Annotated in this window: 13 protein-coding genes; 9 read left to right on the plus strand and 4 right to left on the minus strand. The window is 41.6% G+C overall.

All coding sequences use genetic code 11. From position 1 onward, the window contains the following. The first annotated feature begins 76 nt into the window (after window positions 1-76). The 3 genes from hldE (at window position 77) to ACRWQN_RS05125 (ending at window position 3,287) form a co-directional block, all read left to right on the plus strand. Window positions 77-1,507 carry a bifunctional D-glycero-beta-D-manno-heptose-7-phosphate kinase/D-glycero-beta-D-manno-heptose 1-phosphate adenylyltransferase HldE gene (gene hldE / locus ACRWQN_RS05115; RefSeq protein ID WP_226411109.1) on the plus strand — a complete coding sequence of 477 codons (1,431 nt, stop codon included), beginning with the start codon at window positions 77-79 and terminating at the stop codon, window positions 1,505-1,507. Between the two features lie 94 nt (window positions 1,508-1,601). Further along, complete coding sequence (locus ACRWQN_RS05120; protein WP_434939983.1) at window positions 1,602-2,537, plus strand: hypothetical protein; 936 nt, start codon at window positions 1,602-1,604, stop codon at window positions 2,535-2,537. A 270-nt stretch (window positions 2,538-2,807) separates the two neighbouring features. Continuing rightward, window positions 2,808-3,287 (plus strand): TetR family transcriptional regulator, encoded by a 480-nt coding sequence (locus ACRWQN_RS05125; RefSeq protein WP_226411105.1) that lies wholly within the window; start codon window positions 2,808-2,810, stop codon window positions 3,285-3,287. Between the two features lie 508 nt (window positions 3,288-3,795). Here the strand turns inward: ACRWQN_RS05125 and ACRWQN_RS05130 are convergent. Beyond that, the gene (locus tag ACRWQN_RS05130) at window positions 3,796-4,497 is read right to left on the minus strand and encodes a DUF3581 domain-containing protein (protein ID WP_434939984.1); all 702 of its coding nucleotides are present in this window, start codon (window positions 4,495-4,497) and stop codon (window positions 3,796-3,798) included. Window positions 4,498-4,806: 309 nt separating this feature from the next. Here ACRWQN_RS05130 and ACRWQN_RS05135 point away from each other — a divergent pair, with 309 nt between their 5' ends. Both ACRWQN_RS05135 and ACRWQN_RS05140 read left to right on the plus strand, forming a co-directional pair. Then, on the plus strand, window positions 4,807-7,011 hold the full coding sequence (locus ACRWQN_RS05135; protein WP_434939985.1) for a TonB-dependent receptor family protein: 2,205 nt from the start codon (window positions 4,807-4,809) through the stop codon (window positions 7,009-7,011). Window positions 7,012-7,181: 170 nt separating this feature from the next. Beyond that, window positions 7,182-7,406, plus strand: coding sequence for an amphi-Trp domain-containing protein (locus ACRWQN_RS05140; protein WP_226411099.1), 225 nt, complete (start codon window positions 7,182-7,184; stop codon window positions 7,404-7,406). 146 nt (window positions 7,407-7,552) lie between these two features. On the opposite strand, the gene pntB is transcribed toward ACRWQN_RS05140, so the two are convergent. Together pntB and ACRWQN_RS05150 are read right to left on the minus strand one after the other, a co-directional pair. Then, the gene (gene pntB / locus ACRWQN_RS05145; RefSeq protein ID WP_434939986.1) at window positions 7,553-9,040 is read right to left on the minus strand and encodes a Re/Si-specific NAD(P)(+) transhydrogenase subunit beta; all 1,488 of its coding nucleotides are present in this window, start codon (window positions 9,038-9,040) and stop codon (window positions 7,553-7,555) included. Between the two features lie 11 nt (window positions 9,041-9,051). Then, window positions 9,052-10,578 carry a Re/Si-specific NAD(P)(+) transhydrogenase subunit alpha gene (locus tag ACRWQN_RS05150; RefSeq protein WP_434939987.1) on the minus strand — a complete coding sequence of 509 codons (1,527 nt, stop codon included), beginning with the start codon at window positions 10,576-10,578 and terminating at the stop codon, window positions 9,052-9,054. A 459-nt stretch (window positions 10,579-11,037) separates the two neighbouring features. On the opposite strand from ACRWQN_RS05150, the gene ACRWQN_RS05155 reads away from it, so the two are divergent. The 3 genes from ACRWQN_RS05155 (at window position 11,038) to ACRWQN_RS05165 (ending at window position 15,460) form a co-directional block, all read left to right on the plus strand. Further along, window positions 11,038-12,831 (plus strand): assimilatory sulfite reductase (NADPH) flavoprotein subunit, encoded by a 1,794-nt coding sequence (locus ACRWQN_RS05155; protein ID WP_434939988.1) that lies wholly within the window; start codon window positions 11,038-11,040, stop codon window positions 12,829-12,831. Window positions 12,832-13,020: 189 nt separating this feature from the next. Further along, complete coding sequence (gene cysI / locus ACRWQN_RS05160; protein WP_226411091.1) at window positions 13,021-14,715, plus strand: assimilatory sulfite reductase (NADPH) hemoprotein subunit; 1,695 nt, start codon at window positions 13,021-13,023, stop codon at window positions 14,713-14,715. Beyond that, window positions 14,708-15,460, plus strand: a complete 753-nt coding sequence (locus tag ACRWQN_RS05165) for a phosphoadenylyl-sulfate reductase (RefSeq protein ID WP_235086413.1) — start codon at window positions 14,708-14,710, stop codon at window positions 15,458-15,460. The genes cysI and ACRWQN_RS05165 overlap by 8 nt, the downstream gene beginning before the upstream one ends. A 1,008-nt stretch (window positions 15,461-16,468) precedes the next feature. On the opposite strand, the gene ACRWQN_RS05170 is transcribed toward ACRWQN_RS05165, so the two are convergent. Continuing rightward, on the minus strand, window positions 16,469-17,386 hold the full coding sequence (locus ACRWQN_RS05170; protein WP_434939989.1) for an FRG domain-containing protein: 918 nt from the start codon (window positions 17,384-17,386) through the stop codon (window positions 16,469-16,471). Between the two features lie 716 nt (window positions 17,387-18,102). Between ACRWQN_RS05170 and ACRWQN_RS05175 the strand changes: the two genes are divergently transcribed. Beyond that, entirely contained in the window at window positions 18,103-19,821 is a 1,719-nt protein-coding gene (locus ACRWQN_RS05175) for a hypothetical protein (protein ID WP_434939990.1), read from the plus strand. Window positions 19,822-20,036: the final 215 nt, after the last annotated feature.

The raw sequence follows: 20,036 nt of genomic DNA on the forward strand, positions 1-20,036 counted from the left end.
TTAATATTCTAACTCATTTCTCTGTGAAAATTAGGTACAATCAAGGGAATTTTTTACAACAAACAGTGATTACACTATGAAGGTTTCTCTTCCTGCTTTTGAAAATGCCCGTGTTTTAGTGATTGGCGATGTGATGCTTGACCGTTATTGGGTTGGCCCAACGGCACGTATTTCGCCAGAAGCCCCTGTTCCTGTTGTGAAAATAAATCAAATTGAAGATCGTCCGGGCGGAGCGGCTAACGTGGCGTTAAACGTTGCTGCTTTAGGTGGCAAAGTGCAACTAGCCGGATTAGTTGGTAAAGATGAAACTGCTGAAGCGCTGACTTTAGGGGTAAGAACCCTTGGGGTTGAACCACAATGGCTGGCAGTTGAAGGCAAACCGACTATTACTAAGTTACGCGTATTATCGCGTAGCCAGCAGTTAATTCGTCTTGATTTTGAAGAGCCCTTTGAACTTAGCCACAGTGAACAGCTATTTCAGCAAGCTGAAGCCTTGTTAGATGATATCGATGTATTAGTGTTATCTGACTATGCTAAAGGCGCCATTATCGAACCTAAGGCGTTTATTGCCAAAGCCCGCGCTAAAGGGGTGAGTGTATTAGTTGATCCAAAGGGAAGTGATTTTGGTCGCTACCATGGTGCTTCATTAATTACCCCTAACATGAGTGAATTTGAAGCTGTTGTAGGTACTGTTACCTGTGAAGATGATCTTATTGCAAAAGCAAAAAACTTATTAACTCAACATGATTTTAAAGCCATTTTAGTGACTCGCTCTGAAAAAGGCATGACGTTAATTACCCTGGATGAACCTGAATTACATATTCCTACCGTTGCGCGCGAAGTACACGATGTTACTGGAGCCGGTGATACGGTTATTTCTGCCTTGGCTACTTCTATTGCCGCAGGTGCGACGCTTGCACAAGCCTGTGCCATTGCCAATACCGCAGCGGGTATTGTTGTCGGTAAATTAGGTACCTCTACAGTAAGTCGTATTGAACTGATTAGCGCCCTCAAAATTAATCAAGGTGAGTCGGGCTTTGGTGTCATGAGTGAAGACCAGTTAGCCTATGCTATGGATCAAGCGCGTTTACGTGGCGAAAAAATTGTCATGACCAATGGCTGTTTTGATATTTTACATGCGGGACATGTCAGCTATTTACAACAGGCTCGTGCCCTTGGTGACCGATTAATTATTGCCGTGAATGATGATGCATCGGTTAAACGTTTAAAAGGAAATGGCCGTCCAGTTAACCCGGTTGATCGCCGTATGGCGGTTTTAGCTGGTTTAGCGTCAGTTGATTGGGTTGTCGCTTTTGCTGAAGACACACCACAGCGAGTTATTGCGCGTTTACTGCCTGACTCGTTAGTAAAAGGTGGGGATTATAAAATTGAAGATATTGCTGGCGGAGCAGAAGTCATCGCTAATGGTGGTAAAGTAGAAGTACTTGGTTTTGAGGAAGGGGTGTCAACGACAGCAATTATTCAAAACATTATGGCTAATAAATAGTGTGACGCTTTTTTCAAGGCTGAAATTGCCCTTCACTGATATCTTTTTTATTCATATGGTTAAATGCTATCGATGCATTTACTCTTGTGTCGATGTGAAGGGCAAGTCAGGTCAATTAATCAAATTAGTTGGCCTGCTGTTTTGTATTGTTCAGTCAGTTAATCTGCATGCCGAGCAGTTAGATCATATTACTAACCAGCAACAAATATCTTCAGTAGATACCCCGTCAGAATGGGTTAATATTTTCAACAAGCAGGCATTAATTTGCCCGCTGGCCAATATTGACTTCTGCCTCAAAGAATTACCACACTCTCTACAGAAACAAATAGGATTATCAGCACTGAATGTTCGCCAATCTATGGGCTATAAAAGTGCGATGGTGTTAGCTGTTAACCATCCAACTATTGCGGGAGTTATAGTAATACAAGCTGACCGAGAGCCCAAGCAACAGACCGGCTCATTAGGGCTTGAAACCTTTAGTATTGAGCTTATTAACCAAGCTCAATTAAGCTTATGGCATGAGATAGGACACTTGCATAATATTGCATTGCAGGGCCTGGAATTACCGTCAAACTTAACTGATTACCAGCATGAGTGGTTAGCTGATGTTTATTTATTTTGGCATTTAGCGCAAACACAACAGCTACATTTTGCCTTGCAACAACTGCATCGTCGTAACTTAGCTATTATTCATGATAGTGATAACTTATCTCACTGGAGTGCCCCTCAATTGCAGTATTTGTTACAAATGAATGCACAGAAACCATACGTAAAAGATATTCCTTATCGTGAATTTATAGCGCAAATTTATCCCCAGCTACCCAATTATTCCACCAGAGACATTAGCGAATTTTCAAGTTTAATCCAACGTACATTTGGTGCCGGTGTGGTGCAACCATTACCCAACTATATGTTTTGGCGCCAACCCGATTTAGCCAAAATTCTTCAACCGACATTAGATTTTTTGATGGGAAAGCCAGCCGCACAAAAATGGCGCAGTCAATATTTAGAGTCATCGCAAAATTTGTAAGCGCTATCTACTGATTTATATGATTTATTTAAAGTGAAATTTTTTGTTGTATTTTTGCTAATTGGTTAGGGGCTGCTTAGTAGAGAATTAGATTAATACTCTTTGAATTTTAAAGGTAAATTATTAACAGGTGTATCAAAATGGCTGAGTTTTGATACATTTTGTCGTGTAAATGTTGGCAAGTCTGTTGTTTCTGGGGTTATTTTTAGCGGTACTTTCTAATGCTGTCTGGTAAGATTTTCTCCCAAATTATTAGCGAGACACAGTTGCATGGCCAAGCGTTCAAGAGTTGAAACCGAACAAACCGTAAATCAAATTTTAGATGAAGCCCTTAAACAAATCCTTACCATAGGTTTTCAGGCTATGTCATATACAACCTTGTCAAATGCAACTGGCATTAGTCGAACTGGTATTAGTCATCACTTTCCAAAAAAGACCGAGTTTTTAGTGCGTTTAGATCATAGGATCGGGCAGCTATTTGTTGATACACTCGATTTTAGTTCTATTGCATCGTTAGAGTTATCATGGAAGAAAGCAGTGCAGGGTGAAGAGCATAAGGCAGTACTGAAACTGTTTTTTAGCCTTTGTGGTACCAGCGATGATAACGTGACATATTTTAAAGCAGTCAATATTGCACAAGAAATAGCGTCAACTGAGTTAGGTGAGGATGGCGTAAAATGCGTAAATCATTTGATAGGTTACAGTGCTATTTTATTGCTAGAAAGTACGCCTCAACAAAAAGCGGCTTAATTGATAAATTGTCTTAGTGGGCTTCCCTTACGTCCACTAAGACCATTTGAATGCTTATACAAAATCGCTGCGACCAATTCAAATAGTGTGCTAAATCTACCTACCGTTATGTTCTACAAGTTATGTTTGCTTTACAGCGAGCATGATTGTGTATCCCCACTATGCCCCCAAAAACGCTAGCAACATCTATTGCTTATTTAGTCTGCTGCAGTCACATCTATTGATCCTGATATTGACGACATAATCTATATAACTAGGTGTTATTTTAGGGGAGCAATATTTTAGTGATGGCAAGGCTGTTAGTGTTGCCGGCACTTATCTCATGGTTTATCGACAGTGTTTTATTGGCAGTTTTTGATAGGAAATGCTGGCTTGATAAAGCAGTAAGGAAATCATTGGGTGTTAGTTAAATAACAATCGTTTAGCGTATTTTTATTGGTAGTGAAATTGAAGGGTAATCGCGCTTATTCATCATCAAGTAAGCGCGTTTTTAAGCCAAGCGGGAGGATTATAAAGTGTCTTTACGGGATTGGTAATTTTGACACATTTGTTGTGCTTTTTCTTCGTCGTATTCACGCAGTCCACTTAACACTAAGGTTTTTTTCCCTGTACCAATAACACGTTCTTCATGACGCAATTCAAAGGTCAAGGTGACATCACCACGTTTGCCATTAATTAATAACTGTTGATCAATTAAATGTAGGCTAATGTCATCAAAGTCAAAGTGGTCAAGATGAAATGACATACTTTCGTAAATCACCAAAGGACGATCAGGGTTAATCATTACCTGGTGTTGCTTCATCATAGGAACCAATACGTGGATAAAGTTTAATCCAGAAAACGCGACATAACTTTTGATGAATGCGGCTGTTTGTATATCACATTGACATACTTGCCCCTGGCGAGTGACGTGCATGTACTCTTTATTTTTCGCATCAATGATAGTGAACTTATCTTCGCCAGCATTGGGTAAGCACAATTCAACACCATCACCGACCATACCAGCAAACTGGAATGTCATGTTTTGGCTTAAGCCATATTCGGTTAAGACCAGTGCAAATAATAAGTCACCCGGCACACAAAAACGTTTTGCGCCGACATCATGGATAGGGTTGAAATCTCCAGCAACCCGTTTAGCAAAATCACTGGCTTGTTGTGCCGCGATAAAAACACTTTGATCTTGCTTAGAATAATAAGGTGATAAAAACATGATGGAATGAGTCTTATAATTAATGGTTAATTTTTTCACCGTAGTTTACTGCACATTTAGCAATATACTCACCCGATGACTCGTTATCTTTTGATACAAAGTCAAATCTGAATGTTTTTTGTACTGACTGGCGGTGATCTAATTCACATATGTGAAATTGGTCGCCACAAGACTACCTTATTTGTAAATAAAGCGTACCTATTTGTTGATTTTAAGGCTCGCTTAAGTAAAATTACGCACAATCAACAATGTTAATAAGAATTGTTTTTATTTGTATTTTAGTAGTTAGTAGTATTTGGGAGAGTTAACATGAGCCAGTCAAACACCTTACGTTTGAGTGTTTTAGCAAGTGCATTATTGATGAGCATGGGTGCAACAGCCGCAGATAAAGCTGCTGGCACAAAGCAAGTAACTAAACAAGCCAACATTGAACAAATAACCATATTCGGTAGTCGCAATCCTATTAACACTGTACCGGGCAGTGCGCATGTTATCTCTGCAGCTGATATTGAGCAGTTTAAGTATACCGATATTATGCGTACATTGGCTTCCATTCCAGGTGTGTATATTCAAGAAGAAGACGGCTATGGCTTACGCCCAAATATCGGGATGCGCGGTACAGGTCAAAACCGTACTGAAAAAATTACTATTATGGAAGATGGCGTATTAGCCGCTCCAGCGCCTTATTCTTCACCAGCAGCTTATTATTTCCCTACTTCTGGTCGTATGCAAAGTGTAGAGATTTTAAAAGGTAGCTCTACGGTTAAATATGGTCCACGTACCACAGGTGGCGTAATTAACATGCTATCGCGTCAAATTCCAGATGCAGATTTAGCGGGTAAAGTGGATGTTGCCGCTGGTCAAGATGGCTTTGGCAAAGTACATGCTTATGCCGGTGGTCAAGGTGATCGCGTCGGTACGGTCGCTGAAATCTATCGCTACCAAGCTGACGGTTTCCGTGACATCAATGGTGTTGGCGGTGACACTGGTTTTGTTAAAAATGATGCGCTTGCTAAAGTCAGCATTAAAACGGATGAAACCGCTAAGTATCAACAAATTGTTGAGTTAAAACTGAAGTACGCCGATGAGGTTTCTAACGAAACTTATATGGGGTTAACTGATGCTGATTATGCTGCAACGCCATTTACGCGTTATTCTGCGTCACAAAAAGATCAAATGATCACTGAACACAAGCAAATACAGTTAAATCATGTGATTGAACTTAATGATGCACTTTCACTTAATACTACGGCTTACTATAACGACTTTCACCGTAACTGGTATAAAGCGGATAAAGTGGGTGGTTCAAGTTTAAGCAGTGGCGGTGTACAAAATGCAGCTGATTTTGACAAGGGCTTAGTTACTGCACCTATTGACGTGAGTGTTAAAGCGAACAATCGTAGTTATTTATCTCAGGGTTTACAAACTGAATTAAATTACTTTGTCGGTAACCATGAGCTTGCATTTGGTGCGCGTTACCATGAAGATGAAATGGACCGTTATCAGTGGGCTGATACCTATCAATTAGACACCTCTCAAGTAATGAACCGCACTAAAAGCGGTATTCCGGGCACAGATTCTAATCGTATCGATAGTGCAGAAGCCTGGTCATTGTTTGTTCAAGATCGTATGACCATTGGTGATTTTGCTATTACCGCGGGTGTTCGCTACGAAGACGTTACCACTAATCGCGTAGATTGGGGTAAAGCAAACCCAGGCCGTGATGGTGAAGCGAGTAAAGATGTTGATAACAGTTTCAGCGCTATCATGCCTTCTTTATCAGCGACTTATCAAGTGAATGACGCGCTTATCGTATTAGCAGGCGTACAAAAAGGTTTCTCTCCTGCTGCACCTGGTAACGCTGACGGTCAAGAAGAAGAAAGCTGGAACTATGAAGCAGGACTTCGTTATAACCAAGATGCGTTAACATCAGAAGCTATCGTATTCTATGGTGACTACAGCAATATGCATGGTAACTGTACAGCGGCTCAAGGTTGTGATGATAACAACATTGATAACCAGTACAACGCCGGTGAAGTTGATGTAACGGGTTTAGAGTTGAGCTTAGGATATGAGTTTAACCAAAAAGGTGAATTAAGCTTCCCAGTTAAGATGGCCTACACCTACACCAGTGCAGAGTTTGGCTCTGATTTTACCTCTGACTTTGAAAGCTGGGATAGCGTAAGTAAAGGTGACTCGCTAACTTATCTGCCAGAAAATCAGTTATATCTATCAGCAGGTGTTGCAGCAGAAAGCTGGCAAGTGACATTGGCGGGTCGTTATACCGACGATATGCGCACTAAAGCGGGTCAGGGTGATATTCCTGCTGATCAGTTAATTGCTTCTAAAACAGTATTTGATTTATCAGCGCGTTACTTTATTAACGACGCGTCAGAAGTATACTTAAATGTAGATAATTTATTTGACGAAACCTACATGACCACGCGTGTTCATGGCTCAGTTTTCTCTGGTAAGCCACAATCTGCAACATTAGGTTATAGCTATAAGTTTTAAGCTTGGCGTAATAGTGAACGAGTAAAATCAGGAGGGCTAACCATGTTAGCCCTCCTTTTTTTATAATATTTTTTGGTACCTAACTTAGCTATATTGAGTCAATGAATCATTAAGATTAGGTAAGTTGATTCATTTTGTTATGGATAACAGTTATTTGCGGAGTAAATAAAATGAGTTTAAAAGCAGACAGAGATATCGAAAAAACATACACAACGGCTGAATTTGTTGCAAAACTAAGGCGATTAGCTGACTCACTTGAAAGTGGAACTAAATTTGAGATCCAGATAGCCGGTGAAAGAATTTATGTGCCAGTGCGTGCCACTTACAATATAGAGCATGAAAGAATTGATTCAGAACAAGAAATTGAATTCCAGATTAAATGGTCAAACGATTAAATTATTACTCTTGATTATTGTATATGGGCGATAAATAGCTGAACCTTGATTAAGGCTAGTCTATATAAAACAGTATTGTTGCTGGTTATAAACATAAAAAAATACCAGCCTGTTGGCTGGTATTTTTATGTTGCAAAGGTCAGTAATTAAAGTGCTTTTAGAATCGCTTCTACGCTGTCTTTAGCATCACCAAATAGCATTTGAGTATTGTCTTTAAAGAACAGCGGATTTTGCACTCCCGCATAACCTGTGTTCATTGAACGCTTAAAGCCAATCACGTTTTGCGCTTTCCACACTTCCAGTACTGGCATGCCAGCAATTGGACTGTTTGGATCTTCCATCGCAGCAGGATTAACCGTGTCATTGGCACCGATCACTAAGACGGTATCAGTACTGCTGAAATCTTCATTGATTTCATCCATTTCTAATACAATATCGTACGGCACTTTTGCTTCGGCTAACAATACGTTCATGTGACCAGGTAAACGCCCTGCAACGGGGTGAATACCAAAGCGCACCTTGATGCCTAAATCACGTAATTTACGGGTAATTTCTGCAACCGGGTATTGTGCTTGCGCAACCGCCATACCATAACCTGGGGTGATGATGACTGATTGAGAGTTTCTCAGCATATCAGCAACATCTTCGGCATTGGTTTCGCGGTACTCGCCCACGTCTTCATCGCCACTTGTGGCGACAGCATCGTTACCAAATCCGCCAGCAATGACCGAGATAAACGAGCGATTCATCGCTTTACACATGATGTAAGACAGAATTGCGCCCGATGAACCAACCAATGCACCGACAATGATCAGTAAGTCGTTTGATAGCATAAAACCTGCAGCGGCTGCAGCCCAACCTGAGTATGAGTTAAGCATTGAAACCACAACTGGCATATCCGCGCCGCCAATCGAGGCCACTAAATGCCAACCAAACGCAAAGGCGATTAGCGTCATAATCAAGATTGGGGTAACCGCACCGCCTGTTTGCACAAATTGCACCATTAACACTAACGATACAATCACTGCGGCCAAGTTCATCTTATGACGATGTGGCAAGGTCAGTGCTTTTGATGGCAGTAATCCGCGCAGTTTGGCAAATGCCACTACAGAGCCGGTAAAGGTTACTGCACCAATAAATACCCCTAAGAAGACTTCTACAAGGTGAATATTAAGCATTGCCCCAGTTAAATGTTTACTTTGCTGCTGTACTTGGCTTGCCTCAGCAAATGCCGCTTCAGCCGTTGCAAGCGTCGTGTCTAAGTCATTACCGATTGCTACTACAATTTCGTTAATTGCCTGTGGGTGTAAATCGATAAAGCTGTTGTAACCCACTAATACCGCAGCCATGCCCACAAAACTGTGAAGAATAGCAACTAACTCAGGCATTTCGGTCATTTCAACTTTCAGTGCTAAGCGAACGCCAATTGCGCCGCCAATCACCATAGCTAAAATAATCCATACAACGCCTGTGGTACTTGGATTTAAAATAGTTGCACCAAGGGCAATAACCATCCCTATGATGCCAAATAAATTGCCGTTTTTAGCCGTTTCTTGTTTTGAAAGCCCCGCAAGGCTTAAAATAAACAATACCGCCGCGACAATATACGATGCTGTTACCAGTCCTTCTGACACGATAATTCCCCTTAATCTTTACGGAACATTTTCAGCATGCGCTGAGTGACGGTAAAACCACCAAAAATGTTAATACTTGCAATTAACACTGCGATAAATGACAGCACTGTGACCAGTGTTGAACCCTGTCCTATTTGCAGCAAAGCCCCGACAACAATGATGCCTGAAATGGCATTGGTGACTGACATAAGCGGTGTATGCAATGAGTGAGACACGTTCCATACCACGTAGTAACCGACCACACATGACAATATAAATACCGTAAAGTGTGACAAAAACTCCGATGGTGCAACTGTGGCTATTGCGCCAAATGCCACAATGCCAGCAAGGCCTAAAACATACTTAAGCTTAGAAGGGGCTTTGGGCTGAGCATTTTTGGCCGCAGGCGCAGCGGCTGGTTTGGCTGGTGCTGCAGACACTGAAATGGCCGGAGGCGGGAAGGTAATTTCACCGTCACGCGTTACCGTCATATTACGCATAACAACATCGTCAAAGTTAAGCAGCGCGTTACCGTCTTTATCCTTGCACATTAACTTCATCAAGTTAACAAGGTTAGTGCCATAAAGTTGCGATGATTGCGCCGGTAGTCGACCAGGCAGGTCAGTGTAACCAAGAACTTTTACACCGTTGTCGGTGACAAACTTTTCGCCTGTCACGGTATATTCACAGTTACCGCCAGTGGCCGCCGCTAAATCGACAATCACAGAACCTGACTTCATGCTATCAACCATGTCTTTGGTGATCAGCTTAGGCGCAGGGCGGCCAGGAATCAGTGCGGTGGTAATGATAATATCAACATCTTTTGCCTGCTCGGCAAATAACGCCATTTCAGCAGCAATAAACTCTTCTGACATCACCTTAGCGTAACCGTCAGATGAACCGCCTTCGGTGTTCTCAAATTCAAGCTTTAAGAATGTGCCCCCCATAGATTCAATTTGCTCGGCTACTTCTAAGCGAGTATCGAAGGCACGGACGATTGCGCCCAGTGATCCCGCAGCACCAATAGCGGCAAGGCCAGCAACGCCTGCACCAATAACCAGTACTTTAGCCGGTGGCACTTTACCTGCAGCAGTGATTTGACCGGTAAAGAAACGGCCAAATTCATGGGCGGCTTCAATAACTGCACGATAACCACCAATGTTAGCCATAGATGATAGGGCATCTAGTGACTGAGCGCGTGAAATACGTGGCACCATGTCCATCGCCATCACGGTAATTTTTTTCTGAGCTAATTTGTCAACTAAGTCAGGATTTTGAGCTGGCCAAATAAAACTAACAAGGGTAGTGCCAGGTTTCATTTTGTTAATTTCATCGTCTGTAGGTGCATTAACTTTAAAAACAAAGTCAGCTTGGTATGCATCTGCGACAATTTCAGCCCCTGCGTGTTCAAATGCGGCATCATCAAAACTTGATAATTTACCTACATCCGCCTCTATGGCCACACTAAAGCCGAGCTTTTTAAGTTGTACCACTGTGGCTGGCGTCGCAGCAGCGCGCGTTTCACCTGCAATACTTTCTCTCGGTATTCCAATCTGCATGACTGTTCCCTGATGGTTAATGAGTAAAATGCGATAAGGCTCCCCCGCCAAATAGCATAATATTTTCACATGATCATTCGTTGACGGTCGTGATCAACAAATCGATCGTATTTGGCTGGCATTGATATCAGTTGATGAACATCAATAGGTCTCTGTTGACGGTACCTTTTGGGCATCGTTTTGTTGTTTTATTCAGAGAACAATTAACTTGATAGATAACCAATTGTTAATCCAGCTTCTTAGCTTGCTGTAGACACTGCAATCAAACAAGTGCTGCAGGGTTAATTAATGCTGTTTTAATTAAGGGAAATTAAAAACTTTTAACTAACCCACACTTTTGTAGCCTAAAAAAACGACTTTGCATATTCCTAAATGGAATAAAAAATTATCTTTTATTCTTTTTTGCTTTTAGCGGACAGGAGTAAGCTTACAAACATTACACTGTTATAAGGCCGTCTTATGTCGTTAAACGAACTATCTTCATTAGCTTCACCTTTGTCACCAGGGCAAGTCGATAAGCTAAAACAACTCACCTCTGAGTTATCTGCTGTGCAATTAGCTTGGGTAAGTGGCTACTTAGCTGCCAGTGCTAACGCTAATGACAGCCAAAGCCTACTGGCTGGAGCTACACAAGCAAGTGCTAGCCAAACAGTGACTATTCTTTATGGTAGTCAAACCGGCAATGGTCGAGGCGTAGCAACAGAATTAGCGGCTAAAGCACAGGCACAAGGTTATGCAGTTAATTTAGCCTCAATGGGCGAATATAATGTGCGCCAATTAAAACAAGAAACCCTATTGCTAGCAGTAGTGAGTACCCATGGTGAAGGCGAAGCGCCAGATGACGCGATGGAATTGCATAAGTTTTTAGCTTCAAAGCGTGCCCCTAAGCTGGATAATCTTCATTACTCAGTGCTCGCGCTAGGTGATTCAAGCTATGAATTATACTGCCAAACAGGTAAAGATTTCGATGCTCGTTTTGCTGCATTAGGTGCAAAACAATTACTGCCATTGGCTGAATGTGATGTTGATTACGAGCAGGCTGCGTCAGATTGGCAAGACAGTGTATTAGAAGCCGTTAAACCTCATATTCAAAGCGTGGGTGCAGGCATAGTTTCTGTACCACAAACACAAGCTGGCAGCAGTGCGTTTACTAAGCAACAACCGTATACCGCTGAAGTATTAGTCAGTCAAAAGTTAACCGGACGCGATTCAGACCGTGATGTACGCCATGTAGAAATTGACCTTGGTGAATCAGGTATTTCGTATCAAGTCGGTGATGCATTAGGCATTTGGTTTAGCAATAACACTTTACTTGTGCATGAAATTATTTCAGGTTTAGGTTTATCTGCAGATGATCAAGTCATCGTAGGTAAAGAAACCTTAAGCCTTGTTGACGCCTTAACAGATAAAAAAGAGCTAACCCAGTTATACCCTGGTTTAGTAAAAGCATGGGCTGAATTTAGCGGCAGTGCAGAGCTATTGGCATTAAGCGAAGATAAAGAGCAAACACGTCAGTTTGTACTCGCCAACCAGCTGGCTGATTTAGTGGTCGCATACCCAGCTAACGTTACCGCAAGCCAATTAGTTGAAGTATTACGCCCATTAACACCGCGCTTATATTCAATTGCTTCTAGCCAGGCTGAAGTAGAAACTGAAGTTCACTTAACGGTTGCATTGGTTGAGGATGAGCGTCAGGGTCAAGCCCGATTTGGTGGTGCTTCTCATTTCTTAGCATCAGCAGAAGAAGGTCAAGCGGTTAAGGTTTATGTTGAACCGAATAAGCATTTCCGTTTACCTGAAACCCCAGAAACCCCAGTGATCATGGTAGGCCCTGGAACCGGTGTAGCACCATTCCGTGCCTTTATGCAGCAACGTGCCGCAGACGGCGTAACGGGTGACAGCTGGTTATTCTTCGGTAACCCACACTTTGAACAAGATTTCTTATATCAAGTTGAGTGGCAGCAGTATTTAAAAAGTGGCGATTTAAGCCGTTTAGATGTAGCGTTTTCACGTGATCAAGCTGATAAAGTTTATGTGCAGCATCGTATTACCCAGCAAGCTGAGCATGTATGGCAATGGTTACAAAATGGTGCCCATGTTTACATCTGTGGTGATGCAGAGCGTATGGCTAAAGATGTACATCAAGCATTAGTTGGCGTTGTAGTATCGCAAGGCGGGCTAACTGCTGATGCAGCAGAAGCTTACTTAGAAGATTTACGCAGTAATAAGCGTTATCAAAAAGATGTGTACTAACCTTATAGCATCAGTATAAGCACCAGAATTAGGCTTAGCTGCAAAGAGGTATTGCGATCCGATGAGTCAATAGCAACGCCGCAGCTAAGCGATTAAGCAAGATTGTTGTCGTACCAGGTTATTAATCGTTAAGTCATTAAGATTAAACGATCAACGCCTTAGCGAATATAGAATTAAGAGGCTGTCTCCATGAGTGATGAGCAAAAATTAGCAGTAAACGAATACCTAAAAATCGACAGTGATTATTTACGCGGTACTATTCAAGAGGGTTTAGACACCCAAGTGACCGGATCGTTTAGTGATGGCGATCAGCAGTTAATTAAATTCCACGGTTTTTACCAGCAAGACGACCGTGATTTACGTAACGAACGTAAAGAGCAAAAGCTAGAACCTTTATATAGCTTCATGCTACGAGCTCGCGTGCCAGGCGGTATTTGTTCGCCAGCACAATGGTTAGATGTGGATAAAATCTCATCAACGCTAACCACTTCAAACAGTATTCGTTTAACTACGCGTCAAACGTTTCAGTATCACGGCATTCCAAAGCGTAATCTAAAAACCTTGATCCAAGGCTTAGACAGAGCTGCACTTGACTCTATTGCGGCATGTGGTGACGTAAACCGTAACGTAATGTGTAACCCAAACCCGGTTCAGTCTAAGCTGCATCAGCAAGCTTATGCCGTGGCTAAAGAGCTATCTGATCATTTACTACCACACACTCGTGCCTATGCCGAGATCTGGTTAGATGAAGAAAAGCTATTAGACACTGAAACCCATGAACCGGTTTATGGCCAAACCTACTTACCGCGTAAGTTTAAAATGGCTGTGTCTGTGCCGCCAGATAACGATGTTGATGTTTACACCAATGACCTAGGCTTTATTGCCATTGAAGAAAATGGTCAGCTAATTGGCTTTAACTTAGTCGCTGGTGGCGGTATGGGTTCAACCCATGGAGAAGTTGAAACCTTCCCGCGTTTAGCCGATGACTTTGGCTACATTAAAACCGCTGACGTGATTAAATTTGCTGAAGCCGTGATGACAGTGCAACGTGACTGGGGCAACCGAGTTAACCGCAAACGTTCACGCCTTAAATACACCATAGTTGATCATGGCTACGATGCATTTAAAGCCGAAGTTGAAAAGCGTACAGGCATTAAATTCGAACCTAAACGTGATGTCGTTATCGGTGATCGTGGCGATCGTTACGGCTGGGTTGAAGGCATTGATAACAAGTGGCACTTAACCTTGTTTATCGAAAGTGGCCGCATTAAAGATGTACCGGGTAAAACACTGCAAACCGGTTTACGTGAAATCGCTAAGATCCATAAAGGCGACTTCCGTATGACTTCTAATCAAAATATGATTATTGCCAGTGTTGCAGCTGAAGATAAGGCCGAAATTGAAGGCTTAGCGCGTAAGCATGGTCTATTGGGTGAAGTGTTATCGGCAACCCGTGGTCACTCTATTGCCTGTGTGGCATTACCTACGTGTGCATTGGCGATGGCTGAGGCTGAGCGCTATTTCCCTGAATTTATCGATCACATCGATGCATTACAGCAAAAACATGGCATTGGCGAACAAGCTATTGTGGTGCGTATGACAGGCTGTCCAAACGGCTGTGCGCGTCCTTTTGCGGCTGAAATTGGCTTAGTGGGTAAAGCGCCTGGGCGTTATAACTTGTATTTAGGCGCCAGTTTTGAAGGGACTCGTTTAAATAAAATGCACAAAGAAAACATTCAAGAAGCTGAAATTTTAGCTGAGTTGGATGGTTTGTTTGGCCGTTACGCTACTGAGCGTGATGCGGGCGAGACCTTTGGTAACTTTACGGTACGTATTGGTGTCGTAAAGGCGGTTTTAGACGCCGCTAAGGATTTTCATGGGTAATTTCTCTATAGGACCTGAGCAATTAGTTGAATTGCTCAGCCAGCCTAAAGAGGTTCAGCAAGCTGAACTGGCAAAGATAAATCAGTTTTTATCTGCTTTAACCGCAGCTGAGCGTGTGGCATGGGGTCTGGCATTTTTGCCAGGCGAGCATGCTTTATCCTCTAGTTTTGGTATTCAGGCTGCTGTGATGTTGCATCTAGTCAGTCAGGTTCAAGCCGATATTCCGGTCATTTTGACTGATACCGGTTACTTGTTTCCTGAGACTTATCAGTTTATTGATCAGTTAACCGAGCGTTTAGACTTAAATTTGCAAGTATATCGCGCTGATCAAACCGCTGCATGGCAAGAGGCGCGTTTTGGTAAGTTGTGGGAGCAAGATTTAGCCGGACTTGAGCAATATAATCGCATCAATAAAGTTGAGCCTATGCAACGTGCTCTAGCTGAACTTAACGTAGGTACTTGGTTTGCGGGTTTACGCCGCACACAAGCAGGTACGCGTGAAGCATTGCCTATTTTAGCGATTCACGGTAATCGTTATAAATTACTACCGATTATTGAATGGACTAACAAAGATGTGCATGAGTATTTAACTGCCCACGCTTTACCGTATCACCCATTATGGGAACAAGGGTATGTGTCGGTTGGTGATACCCATTCAAGTAAGCCATTAGAGCTTGGGATGACTGAAGAAGAAACCCGTTTTAATGGTATGAAGCGTGAATGTGGATTGCATTACGAGATATAGCTTTTCGATAGTGTTACTGTGACCGTTTTTAGGTTGAGTAAGTTGTCTTGAGTAAATTGAGTAAGTATTTGAATTTTAAAATACTCCCTAAAAAGAGTTAAATTTTGTTTAAAAAGTTAGGCAGAGTACGCAATACTCGTCTACATTTACTCATTCCCGTAGATAGTTTTTTGTTGACACTTTTTAGGATTGTTTTTGCAGTCCAAGTACCTCCAAAAGCTTCGCTCGCATCCTCGAGCACATTGATTGACTTGTTAGCGTAATAAGCAATCAAATTTAAGCCCCAACAAGCATTGCTTGTTGGGGCTTTATATTATTAACCCTAGCTGTTTTTTTGTTCCTATATCACACAAGAGTTACTTCAATTCTGGGCGAAAAGTGCGCTTAGCTTAAATTATTTTTATAGACTTACCATGGCATTTACTTACCGACACGCGCAGCTTTTGATTTAAACAAGAGCGCTCCCTATAGATCTTCCGCCCCGTCCATGGGGCGGACGGTCGTCTCGCAAACACTCATGGTTCACCTTTCTAGTCTTTGCGTAACCTTTGAGCTTTAAAAAAACAACCCCATATTTTGCATCCGAGACTTAATTGAGATCACCAACCTTATATTTGGACAAAGGCAGGTTGGAAGATTTGTTTTTATAAAAGTTTGCCCTAACCAAACTAAATTTTAAAACTCAGTTAAATTTTCATTGGCGTCAAAAGTTGACTACAAGTGCAGATGATCCAGCGAGACGCCGATTCTTGATTTTAAAATCAGCATCCATGTGGGCTTAACCAAAACATCCTTGTTTTGGATACTCGCTGGCTCATCTGCACCCGCATTATTATCTCTTCGATTTAGCTTTATTGATGGCTGTGGTAACTCAAGAGCTAACTCGGAACTGGACAAAAACGTCTTAGAGCATTAGATCTAGACAACCTGACATTGATTAGAAAAAGTAACTGGAATTATTCGAAAGCCCCTAATTCTCTATAGCCCATTTCTCTTCGGGAGGACGTGTTAGTCAGTATCCTTTAATCGGGTTGTTATCGCTTTGTGGTTTTGCTTTTTACTATCTTGCCGAACAGTCTCAATAGCGCCTAAAACTGATCCTGTTATATCAGGAAACAACGTTCTATTATTTATATTCATTTTGTCTAAAACATTTAAATATTTAGTACGCTCCGATTCTGTGCACTTAAAGGTTAGCTTTTTTAAAAGGGGTGATGGGTATGCATGAGAAATTTCTCTATCAATTCTTTTTCTCCAGGCATCTAAAGAGTTGTAAAAAGCATGCTGGGTAAAAAACCCCTGTTGAAAAGGCTGTCTTTTATTATATTGGTTAACACTGTGAATCACATCTAAAAGTGGGTACTGCTCATTTAACATTTCTTCTTGAAGTATAATTTGACTTTTCTTTGGCCGAATATGAGTCATTATATTGTCATTAAAATGCTTAACAGCTCCCCGATCTAATACCCACAAACTTCTAGATATCCCTAGGCCTTCAACTGGATTTTTTGGCTTTCCGCCTGGGTACTGCTCTGACAATGCAAAAAATGCAGCTACATAAGGTGAATGTGTCCAATCAAGCAATGGCGTAGGTAAACCATAGTGCTGACCAAATTGAAAAATATCTGTTTTCTCAATTACTTCTTCTGGCAAGTCACCATTTACGACTAAGTTTTCCGTAAACGCTTTTTTTAACTTATTAAGAGTCACTTGCCTTATTGTCTCATCTTCAATCCCAATACTAATGCAAAAACGAACAAAAGTTGATTGCAATGACCAATTAGAATCTCCATGCCCTCTAAAACCCAGATTGTCATTGATATTTAATAAGTGATCACCGATATGATTAAACAGTAGTTCTGTTGACTCAAGCTCTACCTCCTCTAGTGAGGAGTTTGTTTCGTATTGTTTAGTCGTACAGCTCATATATACCCTTAATTTACTTTAGTAGATAACACTGATTAAAACTATCCTGACAGAGGGAGATAGAAGCGATTGATTGGTAAGTACTCTAGCAAAATTCAGTTGGAAAAACGAGCAAGTAGAAAAAGACACCTTTGTGTTGCTGCATAAACAGACAAATTAAAATCGAAGTGACATTCTTCTTGTAAATTGACAGTGTAGATACAGCTGCGAGCTTCCAAAATAGGGATGTTTTGGCAGAGCTTCCAAGGACGGACTTGCAGCGTATAGCTGAAGTGTCTGCGCATTCCGCGCCGGACAGGCGATAGATTGAATTGAAGGTGCGGTCTTCAGACATCAAACACAATACCAGCACACTCAAATGAACCATCAAAAAATGTAATCCACCTTCATTCGAAGGTTAACAAGTTTTGGGGCAAAACCAAGTTAGCGTTTTTGAAATCATCTTATTCCACTCAATATTTAAATCCTGCAGGTTAAGCTAAAGGTGTCAAATTTAGCTTATTGATTTCACCTTTCAACTCGAGTTGAGGCCTCTATTTAAAATGATAATCATAATTAAATACAGGCCTAAGCTAATGCGTTAAGGTCGAATTAATGTTAAATTATTGAATCGTTTACCTATGTCTTTGAAAGTTGGAAATAGGTACTTTTGACCAACAGATAATCCTCGTGACTCTCATGGAAGAGTTAAATAGTGAATAAATTGGAGTTTATAAATGAATAAAATGGCTGTTGCAGTTGCTGTATTAGCGGTTGGTGCGGGTGGATATTATTTTAGCCAACAATCTAACTCAGTAGTGGCAAATCCTATGCTGGATTATATTCCAGCAGATACGCTAGCGTTTTCAGGGCAGTTAAGCCCTTTTCCCTTTAAAGATTATCTGTATAGCTCTGCGGGAAGCGCTCAAGGTTATTCAGTTGAGCAGCTTGGTGAGTTGAGCGATTTTTCTGAGCCGCACGAGAAGTTTTTCTTAAGTCTTTATAAGCAATATCTGACATTGATGACCGAGCCTGACAAGCTGATAGCACATTATGGTTTACCTGATGAGATGCAAAGTTATTTTTATACTCTAGGTGCTTTGCCAGTGATGAAGCTTCAATTGGCTGATGCGAAAGCGTTCTGGGCTGAATTAGATCGCGCAGAGCAAGAAAGTGGCTTAACGCACACAGTCGGCACCACCGCAGAGCTTGAATACCGTGCTTATCGATTAACCGGTGAAGATTCTGATGAAACAGTAGATATTATCTTTGCTGAAGATAAAGGCTGGTTAACTGTTACGTTAAACACCTCATTTAACCAAGTTGAATTGTTACAAACCGCGTTAGGTGCCAAAAAAGTTGATAACCCAATTTCTGCCACCACTATGATACAAGATATCGCCAAGCAACACGGCTTTATGCAAGACAGTATTAGTTTTATCAACCATGTTGAGTTAGTAAAAGGTATCACCTCTACCGATGGCAACATGTTGGCTAAGCAAATTACTAAATTGGCAGCGCTGCAGGATGAAGATCCATTTGCCGAACTTCACAGCGAACAGTGTCAAACTGAGCTAATGGGCATTGCTAATAACTGGCCACGTTCGGTAATGGGATTTAAGTCTTATTCTGTATCGCGTGAACAAAGTACATTTGATGCGCGTTTTGTGATAGAAAGCAAAAATGCAGTGATACTGGATGCATTATCTAAAATGCGTGGTTTTATTCCTGATTTTGGTGCTGATGCTGCCGACCATATTATGTCATTTGGTTTAGGGATTGATGTGGCTCAGTTAGCACCATCTTTAAACGCGGTTTGGAAAGATTTAAAAACACCAAGCTATCAATGTCAGCCTTTAGCTGAAAGCCAATATGCATTAGAAGAGTTCAACCCAGCCATGATTGGTATGATGACCGGCATGGCTAATGGCGTTAAAGGGTTAAGCCTAACGGTAATAGATTATCAGTTAAAAGATACTGATGGTTCACCAGCTTTTGACAAGTTAGACGCGTTAGTGACTATGTCTGCTGAAAACCCAACCCTGTTGCTTGATATGGTTAAACCTATGTATCCACCTTTAGCTCAGGTTGATTTAAAGGCTGACGGTGAAGCGGTTGATGTGACTTCATTATTAATGTTGCCACCTGAGTTTGGCGTACAAGCAAAAATGGCTGTTAAAGGTCAGCATTTAGTTTTGTTTGCCGGTGATGAAGCGCAAAAGTTAGCGGATACCTTAGGTAAACAAGCATTAACTTCAAATGGCTTGCTTAACTTGGCGGTTGATTACGAGAAAATGTTATCGCCAATGATGACCATGATAGAGCAAAGCGGCGAAGAAGTGCCGGAAGAGTTGTCTATGATGAAAGATTACAATATGAGTATGCAAATGACGATTGATATCAATGCTAAAGGCATTGAGATTGGCTCGAAAGTGAATACTAAAGCCGCTAAGTAATTTGTAGCAAGTGCTTGAAAATAGACAAGCCGTTCGCTTAATCGCGAGCGGCTTTTTATTGGCCGAAGCGCTAAAGCTAAAGCTAAATCTAAAGCTAAAGCGAGTGCATGCCAACCTTAAGTTGTCGGGCATTCAGATGTAAAAAATCGACCCCAGATATCATTCTGAGGTCGATTATTAAGGTGACTGATTGTATACGTTAGTTGTTTAACCCA

Origin of the sequence: Shewanella sp. HL-SH8, assembly GCF_051165765.1 — a bacterium.
GTDB lineage: Bacteria > Pseudomonadota > Gammaproteobacteria > Enterobacterales > Shewanellaceae > Shewanella > Shewanella glacialimarina.